At 61.2% G+C, this 23,719-nt stretch carries 26 protein-coding genes and 1 pseudogene; 15 read left to right on the top strand and 12 right to left on the bottom strand.

Features of this window, described 5'->3' with window-relative positions; translation table 11 throughout:
• Positions 1 to 3: 3 nt before the first annotated feature.
• The 4 genes from LQ144_RS00250 (at position 4) to LQ144_RS23030 (ending at position 2,073) form a co-directional block, all read left to right on the top strand.
• Positions 4 to 942: a ribokinase gene (locus tag LQ144_RS00250; protein WP_230116568.1), complete on the top strand. Its 939-nt coding sequence runs from the start codon at positions 4 to 6 to the stop codon at positions 940 to 942.
• A gap of 537 nt (positions 943 to 1,479) precedes the next feature.
• Positions 1,480 to 1,644: a hypothetical protein gene (locus LQ144_RS00245; RefSeq protein WP_230116567.1), complete on the top strand. Its 165-nt coding sequence runs from the start codon at positions 1,480 to 1,482 to the stop codon at positions 1,642 to 1,644.
• Between the two features lie 32 nt (positions 1,645 to 1,676).
• Complete coding sequence (locus LQ144_RS00240) at positions 1,677 to 1,781, top strand: NAD(P)-binding domain-containing protein (protein ID WP_230116566.1); 105 nt, start codon at positions 1,677 to 1,679, stop codon at positions 1,779 to 1,781.
• A 94-nt stretch (positions 1,782 to 1,875) separates the two neighbouring features.
• A complete protein-coding gene (locus tag LQ144_RS23030) occupies positions 1,876 to 2,073 on the top strand; it encodes a DUF4913 domain-containing protein (RefSeq protein WP_354962116.1) in 198 nt (65 codons plus the stop codon).
• Positions 2,074 to 2,177: 104 nt separating this feature from the next.
• On the opposite strand, the gene LQ144_RS00235 is transcribed toward LQ144_RS23030, so the two are convergent.
• Positions 2,178 to 2,564 carry a winged helix-turn-helix domain-containing protein gene (locus LQ144_RS00235; protein ID WP_230116565.1) on the bottom strand — a complete coding sequence of 129 codons (387 nt, stop codon included), beginning with the start codon at positions 2,562 to 2,564 and terminating at the stop codon, positions 2,178 to 2,180.
• A gap of 71 nt (positions 2,565 to 2,635) precedes the next feature.
• On the opposite strand from LQ144_RS00235, the gene LQ144_RS00230 reads away from it, so the two are divergent.
• From LQ144_RS00230 to LQ144_RS00215, 4 genes and pseudogenes are all read left to right on the top strand, one after another.
• Positions 2,636 to 3,424 carry an NAD(P)-binding domain-containing protein gene (locus LQ144_RS00230; protein WP_354962037.1) on the top strand — a complete coding sequence of 263 codons (789 nt, stop codon included), beginning with the start codon at positions 2,636 to 2,638 and terminating at the stop codon, positions 3,422 to 3,424.
• Between the two features lie 145 nt (positions 3,425 to 3,569).
• Positions 3,570 to 4,025: pseudogene (locus LQ144_RS00225) on the top strand (SDR family NAD(P)-dependent oxidoreductase); the annotation flags it as partial.
• A gap of 5 nt (positions 4,026 to 4,030) precedes the next feature.
• Positions 4,031 to 4,192, top strand: coding sequence for a hypothetical protein (locus tag LQ144_RS00220; RefSeq protein WP_230116563.1), 162 nt, complete (start codon positions 4,031 to 4,033; stop codon positions 4,190 to 4,192).
• A gap of 10 nt (positions 4,193 to 4,202) precedes the next feature.
• On the top strand, positions 4,203 to 4,496 hold the full coding sequence (locus LQ144_RS00215; RefSeq protein WP_230116562.1) for a Dabb family protein: 294 nt from the start codon (positions 4,203 to 4,205) through the stop codon (positions 4,494 to 4,496).
• 755 nt (positions 4,497 to 5,251) lie between these two features.
• On the opposite strand, the gene LQ144_RS00210 is transcribed toward LQ144_RS00215, so the two are convergent.
• Positions 5,252 to 5,713, bottom strand: coding sequence for a hypothetical protein (locus LQ144_RS00210; protein WP_230116561.1), 462 nt, complete (start codon positions 5,711 to 5,713; stop codon positions 5,252 to 5,254).
• A gap of 189 nt (positions 5,714 to 5,902) precedes the next feature.
• Between LQ144_RS00210 and LQ144_RS00205 the strand changes: the two genes are divergently transcribed.
• Positions 5,903 to 6,286 carry a transposase gene (locus LQ144_RS00205; protein ID WP_354962114.1) on the top strand — a complete coding sequence of 128 codons (384 nt, stop codon included), beginning with the start codon at positions 5,903 to 5,905 and terminating at the stop codon, positions 6,284 to 6,286.
• 51 nt (positions 6,287 to 6,337) lie between these two features.
• Here LQ144_RS00205 and LQ144_RS00200 read toward each other — a convergent pair whose 3' ends face one another.
• The 9 genes from LQ144_RS00200 to LQ144_RS00160 all read right to left on the bottom strand — a co-directional run bounded on the left by LQ144_RS00200 (position 6,338) and on the right by LQ144_RS00160 (position 16,751).
• The gene (locus tag LQ144_RS00200; protein ID WP_230116560.1) at positions 6,338 to 7,303 is read right to left on the bottom strand and encodes an alpha/beta hydrolase-fold protein; all 966 of its coding nucleotides are present in this window, start codon (positions 7,301 to 7,303) and stop codon (positions 6,338 to 6,340) included.
• A 61-nt stretch (positions 7,304 to 7,364) separates the two neighbouring features.
• A complete protein-coding gene (locus LQ144_RS00195) occupies positions 7,365 to 8,129 on the bottom strand; it encodes a glucose 1-dehydrogenase (protein ID WP_230116559.1) in 765 nt (254 codons plus the stop codon).
• A 58-nt stretch (positions 8,130 to 8,187) separates the two neighbouring features.
• On the bottom strand, positions 8,188 to 9,204 hold the full coding sequence (locus LQ144_RS00190) for an ABC transporter permease (protein ID WP_230116558.1): 1,017 nt from the start codon (positions 9,202 to 9,204) through the stop codon (positions 8,188 to 8,190).
• Entirely contained in the window at positions 9,201 to 10,769 is a 1,569-nt protein-coding gene (locus LQ144_RS00185) for a sugar ABC transporter ATP-binding protein (protein ID WP_230116557.1), read from the bottom strand. The genes LQ144_RS00190 and LQ144_RS00185 overlap by 4 nt, the downstream gene beginning before the upstream one ends.
• An 81-nt stretch (positions 10,770 to 10,850) precedes the next feature.
• The gene (locus LQ144_RS00180; protein WP_230116556.1) at positions 10,851 to 11,948 is read right to left on the bottom strand and encodes a sugar ABC transporter substrate-binding protein; all 1,098 of its coding nucleotides are present in this window, start codon (positions 11,946 to 11,948) and stop codon (positions 10,851 to 10,853) included.
• Positions 11,949 to 12,128: 180 nt separating this feature from the next.
• Positions 12,129 to 13,214: a sugar ABC transporter substrate-binding protein gene (locus tag LQ144_RS00175; protein ID WP_230116555.1), complete on the bottom strand. Its 1,086-nt coding sequence runs from the start codon at positions 13,212 to 13,214 to the stop codon at positions 12,129 to 12,131.
• Positions 13,215 to 13,534: 320 nt separating this feature from the next.
• The gene (locus LQ144_RS00170; protein WP_230116554.1) at positions 13,535 to 13,909 is read right to left on the bottom strand and encodes a hypothetical protein; all 375 of its coding nucleotides are present in this window, start codon (positions 13,907 to 13,909) and stop codon (positions 13,535 to 13,537) included.
• A 61-nt stretch (positions 13,910 to 13,970) separates the two neighbouring features.
• Positions 13,971 to 15,422: an MFS transporter gene (locus LQ144_RS00165; RefSeq protein ID WP_230116553.1), complete on the bottom strand. Its 1,452-nt coding sequence runs from the start codon at positions 15,420 to 15,422 to the stop codon at positions 13,971 to 13,973.
• A gap of 282 nt (positions 15,423 to 15,704) precedes the next feature.
• On the bottom strand, positions 15,705 to 16,751 hold the full coding sequence (locus tag LQ144_RS00160; protein WP_290369686.1) for an AraC family transcriptional regulator: 1,047 nt from the start codon (positions 16,749 to 16,751) through the stop codon (positions 15,705 to 15,707).
• 328 nt (positions 16,752 to 17,079) lie between these two features.
• Here LQ144_RS00160 and LQ144_RS00155 point away from each other — a divergent pair, with 328 nt between their 5' ends.
• Positions 17,080 to 17,229 (top strand): hypothetical protein, encoded by a 150-nt coding sequence (locus LQ144_RS00155; RefSeq protein ID WP_230116551.1) that lies wholly within the window; start codon positions 17,080 to 17,082, stop codon positions 17,227 to 17,229.
• Between the two features lie 68 nt (positions 17,230 to 17,297).
• On the top strand, positions 17,298 to 19,091 hold the full coding sequence (locus LQ144_RS00150) for a glycoside hydrolase family 15 protein (protein WP_230116550.1): 1,794 nt from the start codon (positions 17,298 to 17,300) through the stop codon (positions 19,089 to 19,091).
• Here the strand turns inward: LQ144_RS00150 and LQ144_RS00145 are convergent.
• Positions 19,088 to 20,071, bottom strand: coding sequence for an AraC family transcriptional regulator (locus LQ144_RS00145; RefSeq protein WP_230116549.1), 984 nt, complete (start codon positions 20,069 to 20,071; stop codon positions 19,088 to 19,090). The genes LQ144_RS00150 and LQ144_RS00145 overlap by 4 nt on opposite strands.
• A 324-nt stretch (positions 20,072 to 20,395) precedes the next feature.
• Between LQ144_RS00145 and LQ144_RS00140 the strand changes: the two genes are divergently transcribed.
• The 4 genes from LQ144_RS00140 to LQ144_RS00125 all read left to right on the top strand — a co-directional run bounded on the left by LQ144_RS00140 (position 20,396) and on the right by LQ144_RS00125 (position 23,712).
• Positions 20,396 to 20,938, top strand: a complete 543-nt coding sequence (locus tag LQ144_RS00140) for a flavin reductase family protein (protein ID WP_230116548.1) — start codon at positions 20,396 to 20,398, stop codon at positions 20,936 to 20,938.
• Between the two features lie 68 nt (positions 20,939 to 21,006).
• On the top strand, positions 21,007 to 22,209 hold the full coding sequence (locus tag LQ144_RS00135; protein WP_230116547.1) for an LLM class flavin-dependent oxidoreductase: 1,203 nt from the start codon (positions 21,007 to 21,009) through the stop codon (positions 22,207 to 22,209).
• Positions 22,210 to 22,243: 34 nt separating this feature from the next.
• Positions 22,244 to 22,765, top strand: coding sequence for a cupin domain-containing protein (locus LQ144_RS00130; protein ID WP_230116546.1), 522 nt, complete (start codon positions 22,244 to 22,246; stop codon positions 22,763 to 22,765).
• A complete protein-coding gene (locus LQ144_RS00125) occupies positions 22,762 to 23,712 on the top strand; it encodes an isocitrate lyase/PEP mutase family protein (RefSeq protein WP_230116545.1) in 951 nt (316 codons plus the stop codon). Before LQ144_RS00130 ends, LQ144_RS00125 begins: the two co-directional genes overlap by 4 nt.
• The last annotated feature ends 7 nt before the right edge of the window (positions 23,713 to 23,719 follow it).

The raw sequence follows: 23,719 nt of genomic DNA, 5'->3' as shown, positions 1-23,719 counted from the left end.
GCAATGAAAAAGGTTTCCACCCCCGATATTGTCGTCGTCGGCAGCGTCAACCTGGACATGGTCGCTACGGTCCAGTCGCTGCCGAAGCCTGGCGAGACCACTTTGGCCCGCACCTACGCCGAGTTCCCCGGCGGGAAGGGCAGCAACCAGGCGATCGCGGCCGCGAGGCTGGGGAGTCGCGTGGCCTTCGTCGGCCGAGTCGGATGCGACGAGGCGGGCCGAACGGTCCGGGAGGCGCTCATCGTCGCCGGAGTCGATGAGAGCCACCTGCTCGTTGACGCCGCATCTCCCACCGGCCGGGCACTCGTCCTCGTCGACGAAACTGCCGAAAACTCCATCGTCGTCGTCAGCGGGGCCAACGCGACTCTCAACCCCGGCAGCGTCATCCAAGCAGCCGAAGCCGTCGAAGAAGCAGCCGTAGTGCTCGCCCAGCTCGAAGTACCGCTGGAAGTCGTCCGCGTAGCAGCACAGCGGTCGAAGGGAATCTTCGTGCTCAACCCCGCACCTGCCCGAGCCCTTGAGAGGGAACTCCTGGAGCTCGTTGACGTGATGGTCGTCAACGAAGGCGAGTTCGAGGTCGTCTTCGGCCAGCCCGTCCCAGAGGACCCGGCTCTGCTTGGGGAGGCCTTGGCCGGCCGAAAAGCCCCCGCTTCCCTCGTCGTGACTCTTGGAGGTCGAGGCGCCCTGATCTGGGCCAGCGGAGAGACGACCCAGATCCCGGCGCCTTCGGTGAATGTGGTGGACACCACCGGGGCCGGCGACACTTTCGTGGGAGCGCTCGGTAACGCGCTGGCGAAGGGAGAACCCCTCCACGAGGCCGCTAAATGGGCGGTCTGCGCGGCATCCTTATCGACGCAGTCCCTTGGTGCGACGTCCGGCATGCCCACCCACGCGGCCGTCCGTGAACTCCATGGAAAACTCGCGCGTGTCGACGGCCAGTGAGAGCGGCGCTCAGGCTGTTCCGCCGTTTCCGGCCGGAATGAGTTCCTTGTCGGCTCTCATCACGTCGGTAGCAATCGCGGTTGGCGCTTACGCCACCACGAACATCGACAACTTCATCGATCTCACGGGCGGCGTGCGCCATCAAGACCGGCCTGATGCATCACTTCAAGACTCAGGAAGCATTGCTTTGCCGCCGTCCTGGACGCACAGGACGAGATCGACGGCTACCCCGGGTTGTGGCTGCCCACCGTGGGTGTGGACTTCGTGGACCTCATGGTCGAGACAGTGTGGTTCTCCAAGAGATGCTGCTGACTGCCGTTGCGCCGTTGTGCCACCCACCCTCTGACACTGGAGAGCTTCGCCTAAACCTCGGTTTCGCCTTTTCGGACATCTATACGAAGAAACGGTCAGTGACTGGATTCTGGCAGCCCTGCCAGTGCTTGTGAGAGCCCCCAATGGACGCCTCTACCGGCGCGCTCAACACCTCAGTGATGTACTGCTGAATGGTTCGAGGCAGACGCTGTTGACGGCTTCTGGGTGTCGCCGGACATATACGAGGATGGGCTTGACGCCTTCGTTGATGGCGTGGTGCCGATCCTCCAGGATCGCGGGCTGTTCCACCGGGAATATGACGGCGCTACCCTGCGCGATCATCTGGGCGCTCCGGCCCAATATGGAGTCGATCCGCGCGTCACGCGGTGACTTCACCAAACATCATCTGGAAGGAAATCAACATGAAGATAGGCATTATCGGCCGGGGAAATATCGGCGCTGCGCTCGCACGAAAGCTGGCAGCGGCCGGAAACGGCGGTGAAGCTGGTGGGCTCGAAGGGGCCTGAAACCCCCGCGCCGTTCAACTACTGGAACCGGTCACGAAGGAAATGACGACGATGCCTACTGGTCCTGGTGCTCCGACGTGGATGAGGTGGCCGCATCCCTCATCCGCATGGAAGCCATCTGGAGGGCCGGGAACACCTACGGCTGAAGCGGGCCCTCGGCGTAAGCACCCGGTGGCAAAACCACGCTGACCCGCACATGCGCGTCCTCATGGACAAAGATGGCCCCGTCAAAAAATGCGCCTACGAGGGACACATGGCCCGCCCCGGGACAGGTCTTCACTGCCAGTTATGACAGCTCAAAAGTCACCTCCAACTGCCGCGCTGCACCACTCGATGGGCTGTCGGCGAGAGAGGCAGTGAGACGTTTGCCGCCACCCACTTTGGGCTCTGGCGGTGTCAGACCTGTTGGCCGGTATTTGTCGCCGGTTCCGACGGGTTGGAGGATGCCTCGGCGTTCGCGTCCAGGACTAAGGCCAGCAGGCCGGGGAATCGCCGGTCGAGTTCTTCTCGACGGAGCCAGTTCCTGTGCCGGTTGCCCTGTGCTTCCTGTTTGATAATTCCGGCCTCGCGGAGGACGCGCCAGTGCCGTGTCAGGGCCGATTTCGTGACGCCGAAGTCGGAGTTGCTGCACCCGGTGCCGGGCTCCGCGGCGATGAACTCGACGATCGCGCGCCGGGTGGGATCGCACAGTGCGAACATGACGGCGAACAGGTTGAAATCCTCCTCAGCCGGGATCGTAAGCGGATTCGCCAAGCGACTGGCCATGGTGGTTGTCCTATCCATCGGGTGATCCATCCAAAACCAAGATGTACACATTTAGGTGTACATGAGTTAAGCTTTTTGTACACGAATAAGTGTACATCCAATCCGCACCTGTCGTGTGGGACCAACGAACGAAGGAAACACCTATGAAGATCACTGTTATCGGCGCTGGAGCTATCGGCGGCAACCTCGCACGTCGTCTCAGCGAAGCAGGACACGACGTTCTCGTCGCTGACGCCCGCGGACCGGAAGTCGTCGCTGAAGAAGTCCTCGCCGCGGGCGCGCGTGCCGCCGAGGTGGACGCCGCGGTCACGGACCGCGACGTGATCGTGCTGGCGATCCCGTTCTCGGTACAGCCGGATCTCGCCGATCTCCTGGCCGGTGTGTCTAAGGACACGATCGTCGTCGACACGTCGAACTACTACGCCTACATGATGGGCCCGGTTGAGGCAGTAGACAACGGACAGGTCGAAAGCGAATGGAGCCAGGAACAGCTCGGTCGTCCCGTTGTGAAGGCGTGGAATGCAGCACTCGCCGGTACCCAGCAGACCAAGGGGCTCCCCGCGGGATCTCCTGGCCGAATTGCAATCCCTGTCGCTGCGGACTCCGCCGAGGCTCGCGCTACGGTTATGCAGCTCGTCGACGACATCGGTTTCGATCCCTTCGACGCCGGTGTGATCGCCGATTCGTGGCGCCAGCAGCCGGGCACCCCGGCATACTGCACCGAGCTCGGCCTTGAGGACCTCGGCAGGGCACTTGCCTCGGCGGAGAAAGACAAGGCGCCGATCACGCGTGACCGTCTCATCGAGTACTTCGGCTCTTTCGAGAAGATGCCGTCGCTCGACGAAACTGTCGCGATCAACCGCGCAGCACACAACTAGCATCTGCCAATAAAGGGCGAACATCATGGGACGTCTAGAAACCAAGGCCGTAATCATCACAGGGGGCCGGCGGACAAGGCAAGGTAGAGGCTAAGCTCTTCGCCCATGAAGGCGCGAAGGTCGTCGCCACAGACGTCAACGACGCGCTGTTGGGGAGACGGTCGCAGAGATCAATGAAGCGATTGGATCCGAGGCAGTCATCGGGCTCAAGCACAACATCGCCACGGAGAGCGACTGGGTCGACGTCGTTTCAAAGGCCGTTGAAGCGTTCGGCAAGGTGGACACCCTGATCAACACCGGCCAGGCACAGGATGTGTGGGACATCGACGCCGACGAGACGATCCGCATCCTCAACGTCAACATCCTCGGCACGCTGCTCCGAAGCTGTGATGCCGAGATGAAGAAGAACGGCACGGGTTGGATCGTCAACATCTGGTCTGCACCCGGTCTCGTGGGCGGTGTCAGCGGTGGCCCAGCGGCGTACTCGTCTATCAAGGATGCTCTGCGCGCGATCACGAAGGAGATTGCGCTGGATGTTGCCAAGGCCGACGTTCGGCGTGAATACGGTCTAATCGGGCCTCATCCGCACCCCCCATTATAGAAGCCTTGTCGAAGGAAACCGCCGACGCGGTCCTATCGAAGAGCCCGATGGGCTTCGCCGCCCATCCGATCGACATCGCCTACGGCGTGCTCTTCCTCGCCGAGCTGCGGTTCGTGACCGGCACCGACACCGACATCATCATCGACGGCGGCTACGCCGCCCAGTAAAGGAGACATCATGATCCGACACATCGTTTTATTCCGCGTCATCGAAGGCACACCGGCCGAGCGCGTGCAGGAGGCCGTCGATCGACTTGAAGCACTCGTCGGTGTCATCCCCGGCCTGCGCTCCCTAAAGGCAGGCATCGACATAGGTATCGAAGGCAACTTCGACTTCGGCCTCGTCGCCGAGCTCGATGACCGCGCCGCACTGGAAGTGTTCTCGGCCGACCCCACCCACATGGTGGTGGCCATGTTCATCCTCGAGTTCCGGAGAAACACCGACATCGCCATCCTCGACCTCGAGATCTAACAACGCGGGGGCCCCCCAACTAGCGGTTCGGGAGCCCCCGCTTGCGGCGATGGCAGACGAGGTGGGTTTCGGATCCCAGCAGAACTGTGACAGAACTTCGCCCGCAAACTCGGAAGCACACCCCGCGCAAACTGGGGGACGTTCGAGAGCGACCAGATTTCAGGCAAACGCCGATCGACCTCACTATCAACCCAAGCAAGGAACCAGGTCCGGAAAGCCCTGCCGGCGCTCATGCCCCGCAGATCCAACGGCTCACGCAGAAAATCGCTCTCGGGTTTCGCCATTAAGCCACACGGCATAAAAGCAGAATAGCGCTGCGAAAATGCCGCCACTTAGCGCTGAGATTCACAGCATTCACCCGTTCCATGATCGATAGGAAATCCTAACTCAACCTCACAGGCGGAGGTTTGGAGGCAGCAGTGGCCGGACAGCGGATCGGGTATGTGCGGGTGATCGCTCAGAGAGCGGACGTCGGCTAGGTTCGGCAAAGCCCATCATCACTGCTCGTGATCGACGCCGACGGATCGCGGCTGTTCTCGCAAAAAATCCCGAATGATGAACCCGCCCTGGCGTGCCGCCGCCGAAGTCGCGGACTCACTCGTGCTCGTCGCCCAAAACAAGGCCGATGACTTCACGCTCCTTCAAGCGACCATCGAAGGCGTCAAAGCTCAAGGCCACGCAGACAAATTCGCCCGCTCCACCGCACGGGCGGGGGAAGACGTCGACTTGCTGAATATCTCAGCGTATGGTGCCAGTCACCCGCCGGAGCGGCGCAGGAAGGAGCCGGCGAGGAGAAAGAAGGCGCCGAGGCCGGCGGCGAATGCGCTGACGCCGTAGGCGAGCACGGAGGTCATGAGGGAGGTGCGCAGCGAGGCCGCCGTCGAGAGGGCGACGCTCTGCTTGCGCAGCTCGGCGGCCTCGTCACTGCCGCCGTCTACTCCGCGAAGAGCGCTGCTGATGTCGGCGAAGGTGCGGCCGCCCGCCCCACGCTCGGCGTGGCGTTTAATGACGAGCGCCTCGACGTATGCCGTCGCCGGACCCTGCACGCGCTTCCCAGCGAGCATCGGGGCATCGCCTGGCACGTCAATCTTCTCCGCCTGGAGCTGCTTTGTGACCGTGACCCAGGCCCCCGCCCCGGCGGTCACTAACAGGATCCCGGCAGCGACGGCGAAACCGCCGACACCTCGCAGGGCTGAGGCGGTGGACGAGGGGGTCATCGGTGATCCTTTCGAACGCGGGGAGAAATCCGTTTGAAGTGTAGCCCGATCACGACCTGCGAGTGATCAATGCGGTCAGCAGCAACCCGGGCGCAGATGTCAGGGCCTTGAGGGCATAGAGAGTTCAGGTCTGGCATCCGTGGGTGCTCTTTGCGCAGGTCCTTTCATCCGGGTGCCTAGCTCCGGAACATCTACCACGCCAGACCCGAACGCGGCAGGGAACTCGTCAACGAAGTGATCTCATCATTCCCGACGTGCCCGATCCCCGAAGTCGCGCGCCTGGGCAGGACCCTCAAACAATGGAAGACCGCGATTCTGGCGTACCTCGACACGAACGGCGCCTCGAACGGCCCCACCGAAGCGGTTAACGGCGTCATTGAAACCACACGCAGAATCGCCCGCGGCTTCCGGAACTTCCCCAAGTACAGAATCAGATGCCTACTCGCCGCCGGCCCTACCGGATCAAACAGACAAACCATGCCTGAATGCGAAGGGCCGGCAATCGGCGGGGGCTTCGAACCAGTGGTTCGGGAGTCCCCGTTTAATGCGTCGGCGTATGAGGTGGGTTTCTAATCTCAGTATTCCTGTACCGAACTTCGTGCGGGAACGATTTACTAAACCTGGCTACTGAGCGTCAGCGGTCTCCGGATGGTCTCGAAAAATCCACCTCAGGGTCTCGGGAAGGACCGTGCCACCGTGCACCAGTGAGTGCCCGCCTTCGCCGTACACGAACTTGGCATCGTAGCGTCGATACTCGAGGGCCGCGAACATGTCCTGGTTGGCGATAGGGATACTGCCGAAGATTACATCAAGGTCCCGGGCTCCCGTCTGGAGCCAGACCCGGATGGGTTTTCGCGGGTTCTGCCGGATTGCCGACGGGTGGTTGTGGCCACCCCGGATATTAATGAAGCTGCCGCAATGGGAGATGACGTTGCCGAAAACGTCAGGGCGAGACCAAGCTGCAGTGAACGCACAATTGCCGCCCGAGCTGATCCCTACAAGCACTCGATCGCGAGGAACGGTGGAGACATTGAGATCCCCTAAGGCATCCGGAAGGAATTCCTCCGTGAGGAACCTCGCATAGTCGCCGTTGACGGAGTCATACTCGATGCTGCGGTTGTCTGTCCCACCAAAAAAGGGATATCCCGGACCCTGCTCGCCTGCTTCGATGAATACTGCAACGGTAACCGGGATCTCGCCCTTGTTTATGAGGTTGTCCAGGACGATATCAGCGTTGGCCTTCGGCGCCAGGTACAGGTTTGCATCCTGGAAGATGGCCAAGGCGGCGGGCTTGTCGGGGGTGTATTGAGCGGGGACGTAGACGTAGTATTCCCGTTCGACGCCAGGGTAAACGCTTCGCCCTGTGTGACGTCCCTTGGTGAGCTTGCCGCGAGGGGCTCCAGGCTGACGCTCGGAATCTGGACCCAGCGAATAGATCGGCTTCGTGTCATCGCCGAGGACATAGGCCTCAGCATCCTTGCTGGGGATCATGAGGTCATCCTGGTATTCCTTTTCTTTCCGGTAATCCTCATCCGGGGCTTGGCCGCGGTCATCAGCTAGGGCACGTTCGATGTCGGGGGAGCGTGTCATCGTCATCCTTTCAGTGGAGGGGAAGTCTTCTTCCCCATGTTTTAGTAGGAAAGCGGTTCAACTATTGAGAGATGAATCCGCCGTCGATAACGAGCTCGCTACCGGTGATGAACTTTGCCTCGTCCGAGGCAAGGTAGAGCATGCCGTACGCGATGTCGGAGGCCTCCCCGGCATGGGGCGGCAAAGGAACGGTCCCAGGGTTGGCCAGCGATTCCCTGGTGAACCCGTAGCCACGAGTCAAGCCGGTGTCGATCGGACCGGGATGCACCGAGTTTACCCGGATGCTGTCCTTTGCGAACCACTGGGCAGCGTGCTTTGTCAGGGACCGGACCGCACCCTTTGAGGCGGAATATGCCGCGCCGCCGCCGTCCCCGGCGCCACCACCGACAATCCCGGCGATCGACGAGACGTTCACGATGGAACCGTGGCCGGCGGCCTGCATGGTGGGGATTACACTCTTCATCCCGAGCCAGGGTCCGGTGGCGTTGATGGCCATGACCTTGTTCCAGTCCTCCAGCTCGGCGTCGAGAATACCCTTTGGCAGGGCAATGCCAGCATTGTTGATCAGGATGTCGATCGTGCCCCACTCCGCCAGGACGTCATCCACCACACGATTCCAGTCCTCAACGGAAGAGACGTCGTGAGTGCGGGCGATTGCCTCGCCACCGTCAGCCGTAACTTCATCGACCGCCTGCTGCAGTGCCTCCGCGGAGATGTCCGTAGCCACTACCCGGGCCCCTTCGGCCACGAAGAGCTTGAGGGCGGAGAGCCCCAGTCCGCTGGCTGCACCCGTGATGATGGCGACCTTGCCGGCCAATCGTGACATATTCATCTTCCTTCTCTGATAGGGGATTCTTCAGCAAAGCTGCCGTTGTCGAGACAGGTCAGGCTTCTCCTGAGCGCTTCCGTGACCGGGTGTAGGCGTCGAGGGATACGGCGGCGAGTACGATCACGCCGAGGGCGACCTCTTGTGTGGCTTGCGGAAATGCGAGGATGTCGAAGACGTTGTTGATGGTTCCGAAGATCAGGATGCCAACGAGCGTTCGCCACATCGCGCCTTCTCCGCCGAGCAGGGAAGTTCCGCCGATGATGACGATCGCGATCGAGTTGAGTGTGACTCCAACGGCGACGCCTGGCTGTCCGACGCCGATGACCGATCCCAGGACGATTCCCGCGAGTGCGGCGAGCATGGCTGTCAGCACGTAGGTGCTTGCCCGGAGTGAGGTTACGGGCAGTCCGGCCAGTCGTGCGGCTTCGTTGTTGCCGCCGATCGCGTAGATTCCCCGGCCGTAGACGGTCTTGGAAAGTGCGAACCATCCTGCTGCGACGAGGACCGCAAGAAGCCAGACGGAGAGCGGGGCTCCGAGGAAGTCCTGGGCGGAGAGGAAGTCGTAGCCGCCCGTTGCCATGGACACGGGTTTGGAGTTTGTGTATAGCAAGGTCAGGCCGCTGAACAATGAGGCGGTCGCGAGAGTTGCGATAAACGCGTTCACTTTCGCTTTTGTGATGAGGAGGGCATTGATCAGGCCGAGGAGGAATCCGATCGCCAGGGTGATGAGTATCGCTGGCCCCGCGGGCATCATGTGGGACAGCGTTGCGTAGGACACTCCGCCGATAGCCAGTACGGCGGCTACCGAAAGGTCGAAGCCGCCGGCGATGATGATGAACGTCATCCCGACGGCGATGATGCCGACGGGGGCGTTCTGGGTCAGGATGTTGACCAGGTTTCCCGGGTTGAGGAAGCGGGGGTTGAGGATGGTCGCCGTGATGACGAGGATGATGAGTACCCAGACCATCCCGAGGCTTGCTGCTCTCTCCCGTAGTTTGAGCTTTTTGCCTGCTGTCATAGCGGGAGTAACGGTTCGTTCCGGGGTGGTGTCCCGGTCGATGGTGGCGCTCATGCGTGCTCCTTCAATCCAAATGCTGCCTGCAGTACGTCTTCCATGGCGATCTGCTGATCGCCGGTCCGCTCAAGGAGCCCCATGCTGTGGCCCTTGGCAATTACGAGCACCCGGTCGGACACCGCCAGCACTTCTTCAAGCTCCGACGAGACCATGATCACGGCAACGCCATCGGCCGCCATCACGCGTAAAGTCTCCAGGAGTTCGCCCTTGGCGCCGACGTCGATGCCGCGCGTGGGCTCGTCGGCGAGGAGCACTCGGGGTCGGTCGTACAACCACCGTGCCATCAGCAACTTCTGCTGATTGCCGCCCGAGAACCTGTCGCTGCGTTCACCTAACCGGGCTACCGGGAAGTTCAGCCTGGAGGCTGCCTCGGCGACCTTGGCACGGAGTTTCCTTCGCCCAATCACGCCGCCGGATGAGGCCGCGCCAAGATTGGAGAGTGCGATGTTGTCCGCGGCGCTTCGGAGCAAGACGAGCCCTTCTCCCTTGCGATCCTCGGGGATCAACCCGATTCCGAGTTTGCGTGCGGCACGCACAGTTCGTGGCCAGGAAGGCTCGGCGCCCGCCAGGCGGATGGTTCCCCGTGCGGTGGGTTCGGCGCCGGCGATTGCCCGCAGCAATGTTGAGCGGCCGGAACCTACCAGACCGGCAATGCCAAGTATTTCCCCGGGCTTCACTTCCAGGTCGATATTTTCGATGGCTCCCGGGACGGTGAGCCCAATCACTTTAAGAATCGGGGCCATGCCCGGATCGACCGGTCTCGAGTGTATTTCCACAGGTTTGTCCATGAGTACCCGGCCAAGCGTCTGGTCACCTCGCTGCTCACCGAGCATCGCGCGCACGAGTTCGGCCCGGGATTTCTCCCCGCGCCTGCTCGTGGTGATGGCCCGGCCGTTCCGGAAGACCGTTATCCAGTCGGCGAGCCGTTCGATCTCGTCGAAGTTGTGGCTCACGATCACGATGGTGACACCGCGCTTGCGTAACCCTTCGATCGCCTTATAGAGCGCCTCCCGTTCCTCGATGGCAAGCGAAGCGCTGGGCTCATCGAAGAGGATGACGCGAGGCTCGACCACGAGGGACCGCATGATCTCGAGCAGCTGCTGCTCTGCCACCGAGAGGGTGCCAACGGGAACGCCGGCAGGAATGACCCGGACGTCCAGCTCCGTACACAGTTGTTCGTAGCGGCGACGCATTTCGCGGCTGGAGAGAACTCCGAACCGGGACAGGTCGGATCCAAGAAATACATTTGCTGCTGCATCCAGGTGCGGGATGATCGTCAGTTCCTGATAGATGGCCGAGACGCCGCTCCGGCGTGCAGCGCGAAGGTTTCCCGGTTCAAGCGGTTCACCGAAGACTTCGACGACACCTCCGTCAAAGTCGACGCGGCCGGCGATCGCACCCAGCGCCGTGGACTTTCCCGCTCCGTTCTCGCCGATCAGTGCATGTACTGTTCCTTCGTGGATCTCGACGTCCACGTCGATCAGTGCGCGGGTGGCACCGTAGGTCTTCGATACCGCTTTGAGAGCGACGGCGATAGCCGGGGCCGATTGCGAAGGCTCCATTGCCGGTTCTACTTTCTGTACTGGGCTGGGGCGGCGTTCGAGGGAAGGTCGCCCCAGCCCAAGGCGGGGTGAACTGCGGTGTTAGCGCAGCTCGGCGGGCAGTTCTGAGATGGTTTCCTTCGTGACCACAAAGGGATTCTTTGCGGTGCCAATGACCGAGTCATCCACAAAGCGGGAGCCGGCATCCCCGCGTTGCGCGGCGGCGATGGAGTTGAGGTTTGCCTTCATTTGGTTGTAGGGGAAGAGCATTGTGGAGAGCTGGACGTTGCCGGCTTCCAATTGTTTGAGCTGGAATTTGCCGAAACCGACGTCCGCAACGTGGATCTTTTCCGAAAGGCCGGCGTCTTTTCCAGCCTGGATGACGCCTTGGGTGAGGTCGGGCGAGGACGCAGACAGGATGAGGGTGGTGTCAGGATGGCCCTGCAGGTAGGTCTGGGTCTTGTTGTACGCGTCAGTCGTCGTCCAGTCGGTGTAGATCGTGTCAACCGAATAGTCGGTGTTGTCCGCCGTGAGCTTTGCCATTGCGGCTTCTGTGACACGTGTCTGGGTGTTGACCGCCGGGCCAAGAACAGCAAGCACCTTCTGCTTACCCGGGTTGGCCTTTGCTGCGGCCGCCAACCAGCCGTCGACGTAATTGCGGGTGGTGTTGCTGCCCACGAAGTTCAACGTGCCAGGGGCCCAGACGTCGTCAACTGACTTGCCGGCCTTATTTGTGCCGTCGTCGCAGAGGGGCGAGCCTGAAATCGACGTAAGGATATTGGCCTTAGCGAAGTCATGGGTGAGGAGCTTGCAGGACATCACGCCGTCGAGGGCCATTACTACCGCGGCGTCGAACTTTCCGGATGTCATCGCTGTCTGCATCTGGTTGAGCTGCTTGTTCGGGTCATAGCCCGCGTCAAACAAGGTCATGTCCATACCGAGTTCCTTCGCAGTCTCCTTCGCCGCCCGCTCCTGCTCCAGCCCGAACTCATTGGCCACACCCGGGATAAAAACAGCGACCTTGAGGCCCTGGCCGGTCTTCAGGTTCACCTTCGTGTCATTGCCGACGTCGATTGCGACTGTGCCGGCTGGACCCTGATTGCCCGGGTTGCCGCTGCTGTTTCCCGCGCAGCCGGCCAAGGCGAGCAGTACCGCTGTGGATCCCGCAGCCAGCATTGCCCGCGACTTCGTTTTACGCATGATTCTCCTGATTGCTCGTTCCGGTGCCGTCGGCGGCCCGGATGTATGTGATGTGTCGCGGGCTTCTTTGCTTCGCGATCGTGACGTGCTAAGCCGACGCTAGTTGGGGAGTGGCAGCGCCCCGAGAGGGTAACGTGCCGTGAACGGTGTCCCAGCGCCCCTCCGAGGGGCTCTGCGGGGCTAGCGCAGTTCGGGGGGAAGTTCGGAGATCGTGTCCTTCGTGATGGTGAAGGGACTCTTCGCAGTGCCAATGACCGAGTCATCCACAAAACGAGGGCCGGCATCCCCGCGTTGAGCCGCGGCGATGGCCTCGAGGGAGACCTTTATCCCGTTGTAAGGGAAAAACAGCGTCGAGAACTGGATATTTCCCGCCTTAATCTGTTCGATTGAGAACTCGCCGAAACCCTGGTCCACAATGTGGATCTTTCCAAGAAGTCCTGCGTCTTCTACGGCTTTGACGACACCCTGTGAGATGTCCGGGGTGTACATGGAGAGGATGAGGGTGGTGTCCGCATGCCCTTGCAAGTAGGTTTGGGTCTCATTGAATGTGCCGGTCGTTGTGTAGTCCGTGTAGATCTTGTTGACCGTGTAACCGGGGTTGTCCTTCGCAAACTTCGCCAAGGCAACCTCAACCACGCGTGTTTGGGCAGCGACAGCAGGACCAAGAACAGCGACAACGTTCTGCTTACCAGGGTTCGCTTTCGCTGCCGCCGAGAACCAGCCGTCGATGTAAGCCCGGGTGTTGTTGCTACCTACAAAGTTCATCGTGCCCGGCGCCCAGACCTCCTCAACTGACTTACCGGTCTGATTTGTGCCGTAGTCACACAGTGGCGTGACGTTGTTCACCACAAGAATGTTGGCCTTGGGGTAATCCTCGGTGAGGGTTTTGCAAACGACTGTGCCGTCGAGCGCCTGCACGACTGCAGCGTCATAGCCCCCGGACACGAGCGCGGTCTGCATTTGGTTGAGCTGTTGGCTCGGGTTATAGCCACCGTCGAACAACGTCATCTCCATGCCCAGTTTCTTGGCCGTCTCCTTCGCGGCAAGCTCTTGCGCCTGCCCGTACGCATTGGCCACGCCCGGGATGAATACGGCGACCTTGAGGTTGGGGTTGGTCTTCAGATTGACCTTCATGTTGTTGCCGACATCGATAGCGACCGTGTCAGCGGAGGTTTGACTGCTCGCGCTTTCCGCGCAACCAGCCAGAGCCAGCAGCACCGCCGTCGATCCAGCAGCCAACATGATTCGCGACTTCGTTGTTCGCATTTTTGCTCCTCGAGTTTCTTTCGCATGCTGTGAAGCGTGCGTCCCCTTGGCCTCCCATGTATTCGGCCGGCGCCGTTGACGACCGGAATACGGGGTGGCTCGCCGTCAGCTTCTTTGCTTGGCGATCTTGGTGGGTGCTAACCGACGGTACGTGAGCACCAGACACCGCGTCAATAGAAAGTTGCACTATTTGTGGGAAGCTATCGTAATGCGATCATTGGATCGATTCAATGCGATGGAAGCAACCCTGGGAGCTACTGCTGCTGCTGACGCACTCCTTGACGGTGTGCTCAGCCGCGTTGTTTGAGCCGGCCGCAACTTCACCTTCGGGCTCCGGCGGTCTCCCATTTGTAGGTCATCCAGACCTCAAAACCGTCGGCTCTGGTGATCAGCCGACGCTGGTTCACACCGTCGGCTGCAAGCCAAAGGATCCCGTCGTCGTCCGTTACAGCGTCAACAACCCCTGCGCCGACAAATTGGCCATATTGTCTGATTTGTACTGCTTCACCAACAAGGGGAAGCCAGTCATCTTGTTTGTGGTAGGTCATCAGGTGTCCGTTCAACCGTGTCTTTTCGGCCGCGGCTGCCCCCGCCCAAGAGATCAGCGGACGGCGGGCGCAGCCCTGGATGTCGATTGCCCACGCGGCCGCGAGGCCGGTGAGCAACCCGCGGTTTTGAATGCGCGAACTGCTCACCGGCCCCAGCGACAGGGCTCGCCTCCTGGAGGCACGCCGCCAGAATCAGCGGCAGGTCCTTCTAGTGGCTGCCAACATGGACCTTCGTGGGGTCGGTCTCTGTGTCGACTGCATGCAGATCGGTGATGCGCTTGGGTGCCAGCACCGCCCAGACGATCACGAAGAAAGCGATAATCACGGCCGACGCGATGTAGATGCCGGCAAACGTTGCCTCAGGGATGAATCCGTCGGGGCCGGGCACCAGCACGTTCAAAATAATTGCAACGGCTATCATCGCTCCGACGAACTGGATGATTGTTTGCATGCCAATGGTCGTCGCCATATTGTCCTGGCGGCCAGCCGCGGCAACTAGAGTGTACCCGGTGGTCAGGCAGCTGACGATCGTGAGGGTGTACAGGAACACCCACATCCACGACAACCACACTTGATCGTGCACCAACGCGAGTCCGAGGAAGACGAAGATGCCAGCGCCGCCAGAAACTACCAGGACGATTCTCGGTCCCAGACGCCGAAGGCCCCATCGGGTCCAAAGGTATCCCAGTGCCGCCCCCGGAATCATCGCCAAGTAGGCATACGTGGACTCCAGGGCAGAGAGGCCGTGACCATATCCGGAAGAAGCCGGGGTCTGCAGCAACGCCGGCAGCACGATAAAGATGCCTTGGCCAACCAGGCTGATCAGGAGGATTCCGGAGTAGCCGATGACCGCCTGACGGATATCCATGTTGCGGAATGACACTAGAGGCTCCTGAGCGCGTCGCTGCTGAATGATCCAGGCAGCCAGTGTTACTGCGCACACGATGAAGGCACCCAAGACCAGAGGCGAGGTCCAGCCCTGCCCGGGACCTTCAGCAATTCCGATCAGGAGTGCGGTGACCCACACGCCGAGCCCTAGCGCACCGAACCAGTCCAACTGCGCCACGGCGCGGGCGGCGACGGGCGTCTCGGGCGAGATCAGGGCGAGGACCAGCATCACCGCGTACAAAGCGAAGGTCAGCCAGAAGACGGTCTGCCAGGGCAATCCCAATCCAACGATGAGTCCGCCAGCACTAAGTGCCAGCGGTCCAAAGACTGCCATCACTGTTGAGAGCACCAGCGAGACCTGTCGGATTTGCCGAGCGGTACCCCGCGGGCGCAGAAGCCCCCAGCTGAGTGGAATCGTGGTAGCGAGGCCCATGAGGAATCGGCCCGCGACCAGAGGCCAGAAACCATTGGCGGTCGCACCGAGTGCGCATCCCGCCAGTGCCAAGACGATCAGCGCGAGGAGAACTCTGCGATGCCCGAAAATGTCTCCCATACGGGCGGTCAGGCTGACAGAAATCACACTGCCAATCATCATCGCGTTAAGGACCCACCCGATTTCCGAACCCGTCAGGCCTGATTCAGTCGCAATCACGCCAATGAGAGGAGCGAGGATGCCGTACTGGATATCGAGCGTTACACCGGACAGCAGGAGTAGGGCAATTATCGGTGTGCTTCGGTCGGTGCGGGACTCGACCGATATTGTTTGTGTCATCTTTGACCACCTTTTGTTTATCCCCAGCAGCTGCTGGAGTCGTTCCTGACCGCGGAGAGTAGTGCATGGGACCGGAGGGACCCGGCGCGCATCATTAGTTAGATGTGTCGACGGCGTCCACGCCCTACGCAGTGTCCCGCGGAGAAATCCGGCGTCTTTGCCAGGCTTGTGCAGGCTTCAACGTTAAGTTCGGCCGGCCCCAGCCCGGCACGGCAATCAACGCCGTCCACCTGGGAATGTACGCCAACGTACGTCGTGGTTTACGAGACGGTGTAGGCAGGCTTAGGCCCTGGATTTGGCGTTGGCTTTGTAGTGGGAAGCTTCCCGATAGGCCGACGGCGGCATCCCCTTCCACCGCTTAAAGGCGATGGTGAAGCTTGCGGGCTCTGTATAGCCAAGTTTGCGGGATATCCGCGCTACCGAAAGATCCGTATTCGAGAGCAAATCGGCGGCGAGGTCACTCAAGGCCTTGTCCCGGAGCTGGGCGAAGTCGTCCCCAGTGAGTTCAAGCTTGCGTTGCAGGGTCCGCGGGGAAACCCGGAGTGTTGCGGCCACATTTGCCAGTTTGCGGTTGAGCTCGGGGGCCGCCCTTATGGTTTTCGCGACAGTGTCGGCCCAGTCTCCGGTCGCCCTGAGGGTGTCCACAATCTGCGTGTCCGCCTTGATCCATGCCGCGTGCTGAAAAGCGTTGCCGAAAGGAAGTTCCTGTGCTGACGTTGTGGGGTCCCACCATAGCCGCAGCGTTTCGGTGCCGCAGTCGATGTTGCAGGGGACGTTTGCCGAAAGTTCGGGGGAAGCTTCTGCGAGAGGAAATTCAATCTGTGTGAAGGGGAAGGGTCTGCCGTAGAGCCAGGTGAAATTCCGGGCAATGAAACAAAGGTCCCGGTAAACGCTGAACGGGATCAGCTCTTCCGGAGCATCGGGGTAGGTGAACTCCATCCCGGTTACCGTGCCATCCGATGTCCTCAGCGATGCCAGCTCGAACAGGGCAGGGCCATAGTCAGTTGTACTTGCAACCTCTACCCATGCCTCAATGGTCGGCGCAGTAGCCAGGGCCAAGCCTCTAACCCCGAAGGAGCCCAGTGAGTAGGCACGCGCGGCCCGCACCCAGAGATCGACACGGTCTTCTGTGAGACCGACGAACTGAAGCTGGAAGGCCAGCTCCTTCCTGGCAGGAATAGTGCCTCCCGGGCGGTTCACCGCGTCAGGGTCTATTTCCGCATTCGCCAGCGCAGTTTGCCAATCCAGGTCCGCTTCCTCAAGCAGTCCACGCAGTATGTGAACGCTGAAGTTTGGTACCCGCAGGTTCTGATAGGTTCCGCCTTTCACCGTTGCCACCCTCTGCCGCAGGCATAGCGGGGCGCCTCAGTAAGTCCAGGACCGGTTCGGGGATGCATCGCACTCCTCTTCTTCGTGGAGGGACGGGCTCCTGCTCGAAAGCGCCTCGGCAAATCCGAGTATCAGAAGGCTCGTGAAGTCACGCTAGTAGCTTTGCATTCCCAGCGGGTCTTCAACGTACAAGCAGGGACATTTGGCGCAGTTTCCCATCCACTTGGCGTTGCTTGTCATGCCGCTCCAGCGCTGCAGGCTCCTAACGTTGAAGCTAAACAAGGCTCAACGGTGGAGCCGAAACAACGCAAAAAGGAGAGGGAACGAGATGACACGCGAAGAAGCCTTCACACTTTGCCCTTCCGACTCCTACGTGGAGCTCTACGGAAGCCAGTGGCTCATCGTTCCGTTTGCACCGGTCGCGCAGCCGCAGTTCTTTGTCTGCACACCGGGCCAACGCAACACACAAGCACGGTAATTTGCCCTGAGTTCCTGACCAGAGCCGCAAGGCCTATGGGGATCTTTCATCTTGTGGTTGAGTGAAGCATGGCTGCCCCGATTGAGGATTATGCGCTGCTTTCGGATCTCCACACCGGACCCCTTGTTTCCCGGCAGGGCAGTGTGGACTGGCTCTGCTTCCCGCGTTTCGACTCGCCCTCGGTCTTTGCCTCCCTGCTCGGGCGTGAAGACCACGGCCGGTGGATGTTAGCCCCGGCTCCCACGGAGGCCGTTGTGGTGGATCGTCACTATATGGATTCGACGTTCGTTCTCCAAACAACGTGGCAGACCAATTCGGGCAAGGTCCTGGTAACGGACTTTATGCCGGTAGGGGGCTCCCAGCCATCACTGGTCCGGCGGGTCACCGGACTCAGCGGGACAGTCCCAATGCGTCACGAGATAAGGATTCGGCCCCAGTACGCCACCGTCCTGCCTTGGGTGAGCAGGATCCGCGACAGCATAGACCCCGGTGCGGAAATACTTCTTGCGATGTCCGGTCCGGACGCTCTGTCTTTGCGGGGCACCCCTCTTCCACAGGCCGAAGACCACCGGCACGCGGGGGAGTTCACGGTTCAGCAGGGACGGAATGTGGACTTCCACCTGACATGGTTCCCTTCCTACCAGGACGTGCCGCCGGCCATCAACATCGACGCAGCCCTGGACGACGCAATCCACTACTGGACCATGTGGGCGGGTAATTGCCGCTACGAGGGGCCCTATCAGAGTGCGGTCAAACGTTCACTTCTGGTCTTGCGTGCTCTAACCCACTATGAGACGGGCGGCATTGTCGCTGCTCCCACCACTTCCCTGCCCGAGGAGTTTGGCGGACCCCGCAACTGGGACTACCGCTACTGTTGGCTGCGGGACGCATCGTTGACACTCGAAGCCATGTTGACTCACGGCTACGAATCCGAGGCCCTGAAGTGGCGCAACTGGCTCCTGCGTGCGCTCGCGGGTGATCCGGAAGATCTGCAAATAATGTACGGCGTGGGGGGCGAGCGCGACCTGACGGAAAAGGAACTCCCGCATCTGCCTGGCTATCAGGACGCCAAACCCGTTCGAATCGGAAACGCGGCCGTCTTCCAGCATCAGGCAGACGTTGTGGGGGAGGTGATGGTGGTACTTGAGAGGCTTCGTCTCGCCGGGGGCAAGGAGGACCATTTCTCGTGGGCCCTGCAGCGCGCCCTGCTTGGCTCAGTGGACAAACACTTCGAAGACAAAGACCTGGGGTTGTGGGAGATGCGGGGCGCACCGCAGTATTTCACGCACTCCCGGGTCATGATGTGGGCAGCCTATGACAGCGGAGTACGGGCTGTTCGGGACCACGGACTGCCCGGGCCGCTCGACCAGTGGGAGCGGCATCGGGACCGCCTGGCCGCAGAAATAGCGGATCTCGGATTCAACCAAAGCCTCAACTCCTTCACCCAGACATACGGCGGTGAGGAGACGGACGCAGCCCTTCTGGTCCTGCCGCAGGTTGGCTTCCTCGCCTACGACGATGAGCGGATGCTGGGAACAGTCGCCCAGTTGGAGAAAGAGCTACTCACCGCTGAGGGCCTGCTGATGCGCTACCGCACCGAGACCGGCGTCGACGGATTGGCGCCGGGGGAGCATCCCTTCCTTGCCTGCTCCTTCTGGCTCGTGGAACAGTACGCACGCTCGGGCAGGCGGGAAGACGCCAAACACTTAATGGGCGCCCTGGTGGGACTTTCCAATGACCTCGGCCTGCTCAGCGAAGAGTACTCCATGAACGACAAACGGATGGCGGGAAACTTCCCGCAAGCCTTCTCCCACCTTGCCCTGATACGGGCCGCAGACGCCATGAACAGCGAGGGCGACTAAGCCTTGGATCTCGCGTTGTTCTTGTAGCGGGACGCTTCCCTGTACGCCGTCGGTGGCATCCCATTCCACCGTTTGAAGGCGATGGTAAAGCTTGTTGGATCTGTGTAGCCCAGAGTGCGGGATATCCGTGCGACAGAGTGATCCGTTTTCGAGAGCAGGTCGGCAGCGAGGTCACGCAGGGCTTTGTCCCGGAGCTGGGCGAAGTCGTCTCCGGTGAGTTCGAGCTTGCGTTGCAGGGTGCGGGGGGAGACGCGCAGTGTTGCAGCCACATTCGCCAGTTTGCGGTTCAGCTCCGGCGCGGCCCTGATGGTCTTTATGACAGTGTCGGGCCAGTCGCCGGTTGCCCTGAGATTGTCAAGAATCTGGTGATCCGCCTTGAGCCAGGCTTCGTGTTGGAAGGTGTTACCGAAGGGGAGCTCGTGTGCCGATGTTTCCGGAGCCCACCAGAGCCGCAGCGCGTCGGATCCGCAGTCGATGGCGCAAGGGACGAAGGGGATAATTTCAGGGGAGGCCTCTGCGAGAGGGAACTCGATCCGGGTGAAGGGGAAAGGGCCGCCGAACATCCAGGTGAAAGTTCGGGCGATAACGCAGAAGTCACGGTAGACGCTGAACGGGATGAGCTCTGCAGGGGTATCGGGGTAGGTGTACTCCATACCGGTTACCGTGCCGTCCAACGTCCGGAGAGGCGTAATCTCCATCAGGCCGGGGGCATAGTCTGTTGAGCTGCCGGCTTCTACCCAGGCCGCAATGGTCGGCGCGGTAGCGAGGGCCAATCCGCGAATGCCAAAGGATCCCAGTGTGTACGCTTGTGCGGCCTTCACCCAGAGGTCGACACGACCTTTGGTGAGAGCCACGAACTCCAGTTGGAAGGCCAGCTCCTTCTTCGCAGGAATAGTACCTCCCGGGCGGTCAATCGCGTCGGGGTCGATTTCTGCGTTTGTGAGTGCAGTTTGCCAATCAAGGTCGGCGTCCTTCAACACTGCGCATAGTCCGTGAACACTGAAGTTGGGTAGTCGCAGATTCTGATAAGAGCTTAGTTTCACTGCTGCCTCCTTTCACCGTTGAGGAAGAGACGCTCCAGCGTTTCAGGGCGTCAGTGCGACGAGTCGCGGCGGCCCGGCATGTGAAGCACGTCACCAGCTTTGCATCCCACGCCATGTATTCACAAGTGGCCCGAGCATGACGCGGTTTCCCATCTCTTTGGCATGTCTTGCCATGCCGCTTACCTCACATGCGCCCCTAACGTTGAAGCCCTGAGCAAGGGCCGGCAGTGAAGCCGGCGCACTGATATCAAAGGAGATCCGGTGAGCTTATCCATCACCCAAAGCCTTGAACCGGCCATCACTGCGGACGAATTCAAGGCGGCATTCCGCAACCACCCCGGTGGCGTCGCTGTCATCACCGCTGATGCGGGCAATGGGCCGGTCGGCCTGACAGCAACGTCCGTCATTTCGGCCAGTGCCGAACCTGCGATCCTGGCATTCTCAGCATCGGAATTTTCGTCCAGCACCCCGACCATTCTCGGCGCGGACACCATCGTCGTGCATTTACTGGGCGCTGAGCAAGTGGACATTGCCAAGCTCTGCGCCACCAGCGGGATCGACCGCTTTGCTGACACCTCTCTGTGGTCGCGCCTGGAGACCGGTGAGCCCTACTTCGTCCAGGCCCGGGCCTGGATCCGGGGCAGGATCATCAACTCGATGGCCGCCGGTGGTTCGTCCATCGTGGCCGTCGAGGCGCTCCAGGCGTCACCGGCGCTGTCAGCTGAAACGGCGCCCGCAGACCCGCTGGTCTACCACAACCGGCGCTGGCACACCCTTGGGGATGCATCCGAGATCTCACGGTGACCCTGCCGGTCATAAGAAATCGAACCCGTTCGACATCCAATTTTCATCTTCCCGAAAGGACGGCGATTATGAGCATCGCATCTAACGAAACTTCCACTGACCATCCCGTTGATCGCGACTTCGTCGCGGATTACACAGTCGAGCGGGACAAAGGCCCGATGGTCGGAGGCGACAACGCTTTCAAGGTCGCGATCTTCGGCGCGAACGTGTCCACGGGGCAGGGCGGCCTGAACTTCGCGGAGAACTCGATCAAGCTTGGCAACTGGGGCGAAGTGCAGCATCTCGCGCAGAAAGCGGACCGGTACGGAGTGGACGGATTCATCCCAATCGCGCGCTGGCAGGGGCTCGCCGGTCCCGACCGGCCCTGGGGCCGTCAGTTCGAGACGTTCACCTGGGCGGCAGGACTCGCCGCAGTGACACAGAACATCCAGATCATCGCCACCTGCAACGTGCAGTTCATCAACCCCGTGATGGGCGCGAAGATGGTGACCACCATTGACCACATCAGCGGCGGCCGCATGGGGCTCAACGTCACCGCGGGTTACTTCAAGCCTGAATACGACATTTTCGGCGTGGAGCTCCCCGAGCACGACGTGCGCTACGAGCTCGCCGACGAGTGGATTGAGATCGCCGAGCGCCTGTGGGCGAATGAGGAGCAGGAGTTCGACTTCGACGGCAAGTTCTTCAATCTGAAGGGTGCGCAGGCTCACCCGAAGCCCGTGCAGTCCCCGCGCCCGATGGTGATGAGCGCCGGTTCAAGCCCCGCAGGTCAGGAGTTCGCGTTCAAGCACGCAAACGTCTTGTTCGCATCGGTGGCAAGCGTCGAGCACAGCGGCGAGCTCACGCCGAAAATCCGGCAGAAAGCAGACGCGGCCGGTCGCGAGGACCTCGGCCTGTGGGCGGGCGCGCACATCATCGTCAAGGACACCGAGAAGGAAGCACGCGCCTACGCCGACTACGTGACAGAGAACACCGACTGGGAGAGCGCACTTCGCTACCGCGAAATCATCCGCAGCGGCACCCAGAGCTTCAACTGGGATGAGTACAAGCAGTCCGAGGACTACAAGCGTGACGAGTCCGTGAGGGCCTTTGGCCGCGCGGCGCTCATGCCGATCACGGGCACCCCCGAAATGGTCGTCGAGGAGCTGCAGAAGTTGCAGGCCTCGGGCATCACCGGCATCTGCACCGGCCTCGTCGACTATGACGAGGGCCTCGACCGGCTGAACGAGCAGGTCTTCCCGCTGATGCGCGAGGCGGGCCTGCGCGCCTGACGACTAAAGCGTCCAACAGAAAGGAGTGAACCAGATGACTTTTCCTGATCCCAAGAAATTCCAACTCGTCGTCGCGGGACCGAACGAGTCCGGCGAAGCCGACTTCCTCGACGTCGGCCCGGCCGCCGAATTCGACTTCCCCGGCGTGGCAGCAGGTGCCTTTTACTGGGCCGTGGACGGAGGCCACAGCAAAACGAACTTCGGTGCCCCGCCAAGCAAGGTCGCCCTTGCGGGACCCAATGGATCCACCTTCGGTATCAGCAGCTTCCCCGCGCACTCTTCGGGCGAGGTGGACGCTGCGACCCTGGACGAAAGCATGAGCGCCACCGACGACGACGGCGACGCCGGGATGCATGCGAGCGACACCATCGACTACGAGGTGGTCATCTCCGGCAAGGTGGACCTGGTACTCCCCGGCGGGAAGAAGCGCACCCTCGTTCCGGGAGACCTGCTCGTCATGGCCGGGGTTCCCCATGCCTGGAAGAACCCGTACGACGAGGACTGCGTCTACGTCGTGGTCACGGTCGGTTTCAACAGCCCCGAGGCCGCGTCATGAGCCTGACCTCACCCGGCAAGGCACTGCGTGCAGTCTTCGACAGTCCCGAAACGGCACTGGTGCCGTTCGGCGCCTTGCCGCTCCATGCACAGATGGCCCAGCACGCGGGCTTCGACGCCTTCCAGCTCTCCGGCGGCATGTCTGCCTGGTGGCAGGGTGTCTCCGACACGGGATGGCTGACCCTGACCGAGGTGGTTGAGCATGCAAAGCGCACTGCCCGCGCCGCTGACATTCCCATCTATTGCGACGCCGACACCGGCTTCGGTGCGCCGATCAACGTGCAGCGCACGGTGTCTGAGTTCATTGACGCGGGCGTCGCCGGAATCCACATCGAGGATCAGCGGGAACCCAAGAAATCAGGTGGTGTGGCCGGGATCGAATTGGTGTCGGACGCCGAGGCGATCGGACGACTGAACGCCGCCGTCGATGCCCGGGACAAGTTGGACAGCGACTTCGTCATCGTTGCCCGTACCGACGGCTACGGTGCCGCCGGCGGCGGCGTGGACGAGGCTATCCGCCGGGCCCAGCTCTACAAAGCCGAGACCGGTGCGGACGTCATCTTCTACGAGGGATTCCATACCTGGGAGCAGGCCGAACTCGCGCTGAAGGAGACTCCCGGGCCAGCCTACGCCGTCGGGGTTCCGCTGATCGGACGCAAGACCGTCGCGGAGATGACAAAGATCGGCCAGGCGATCCAGCCCGTGGCCTTCGTGCTGCCCGGGGTCAAAGAGGTTTGGAACTTGCTGATGCAGGTCAAGGAATCAGGCGAGGCCACACCCATCGGTGAGTACATCGACCACTTGAACGATGGCCCCGACAGTATCGGCTGGGGCGCAATGTTCGGCCGTCCCTTGACCGACTATGTGCGTGAAACCGAGGACAGGTTCCTCCCCCAGGAATCGCGCCGCAACTATGACAACAACGTCCACGTTGGAGAGAGCTACTAATGAATGA

Origin of the sequence: Arthrobacter sp. Bi83 (assembly GCF_918698095.1) — a bacterium.
In the GTDB taxonomy this organism is placed as follows: domain Bacteria; phylum Actinomycetota; class Actinomycetes; order Actinomycetales; family Micrococcaceae; genus Arthrobacter.
This window is presented reverse-complemented; position numbering and strand designations above follow the sequence as displayed.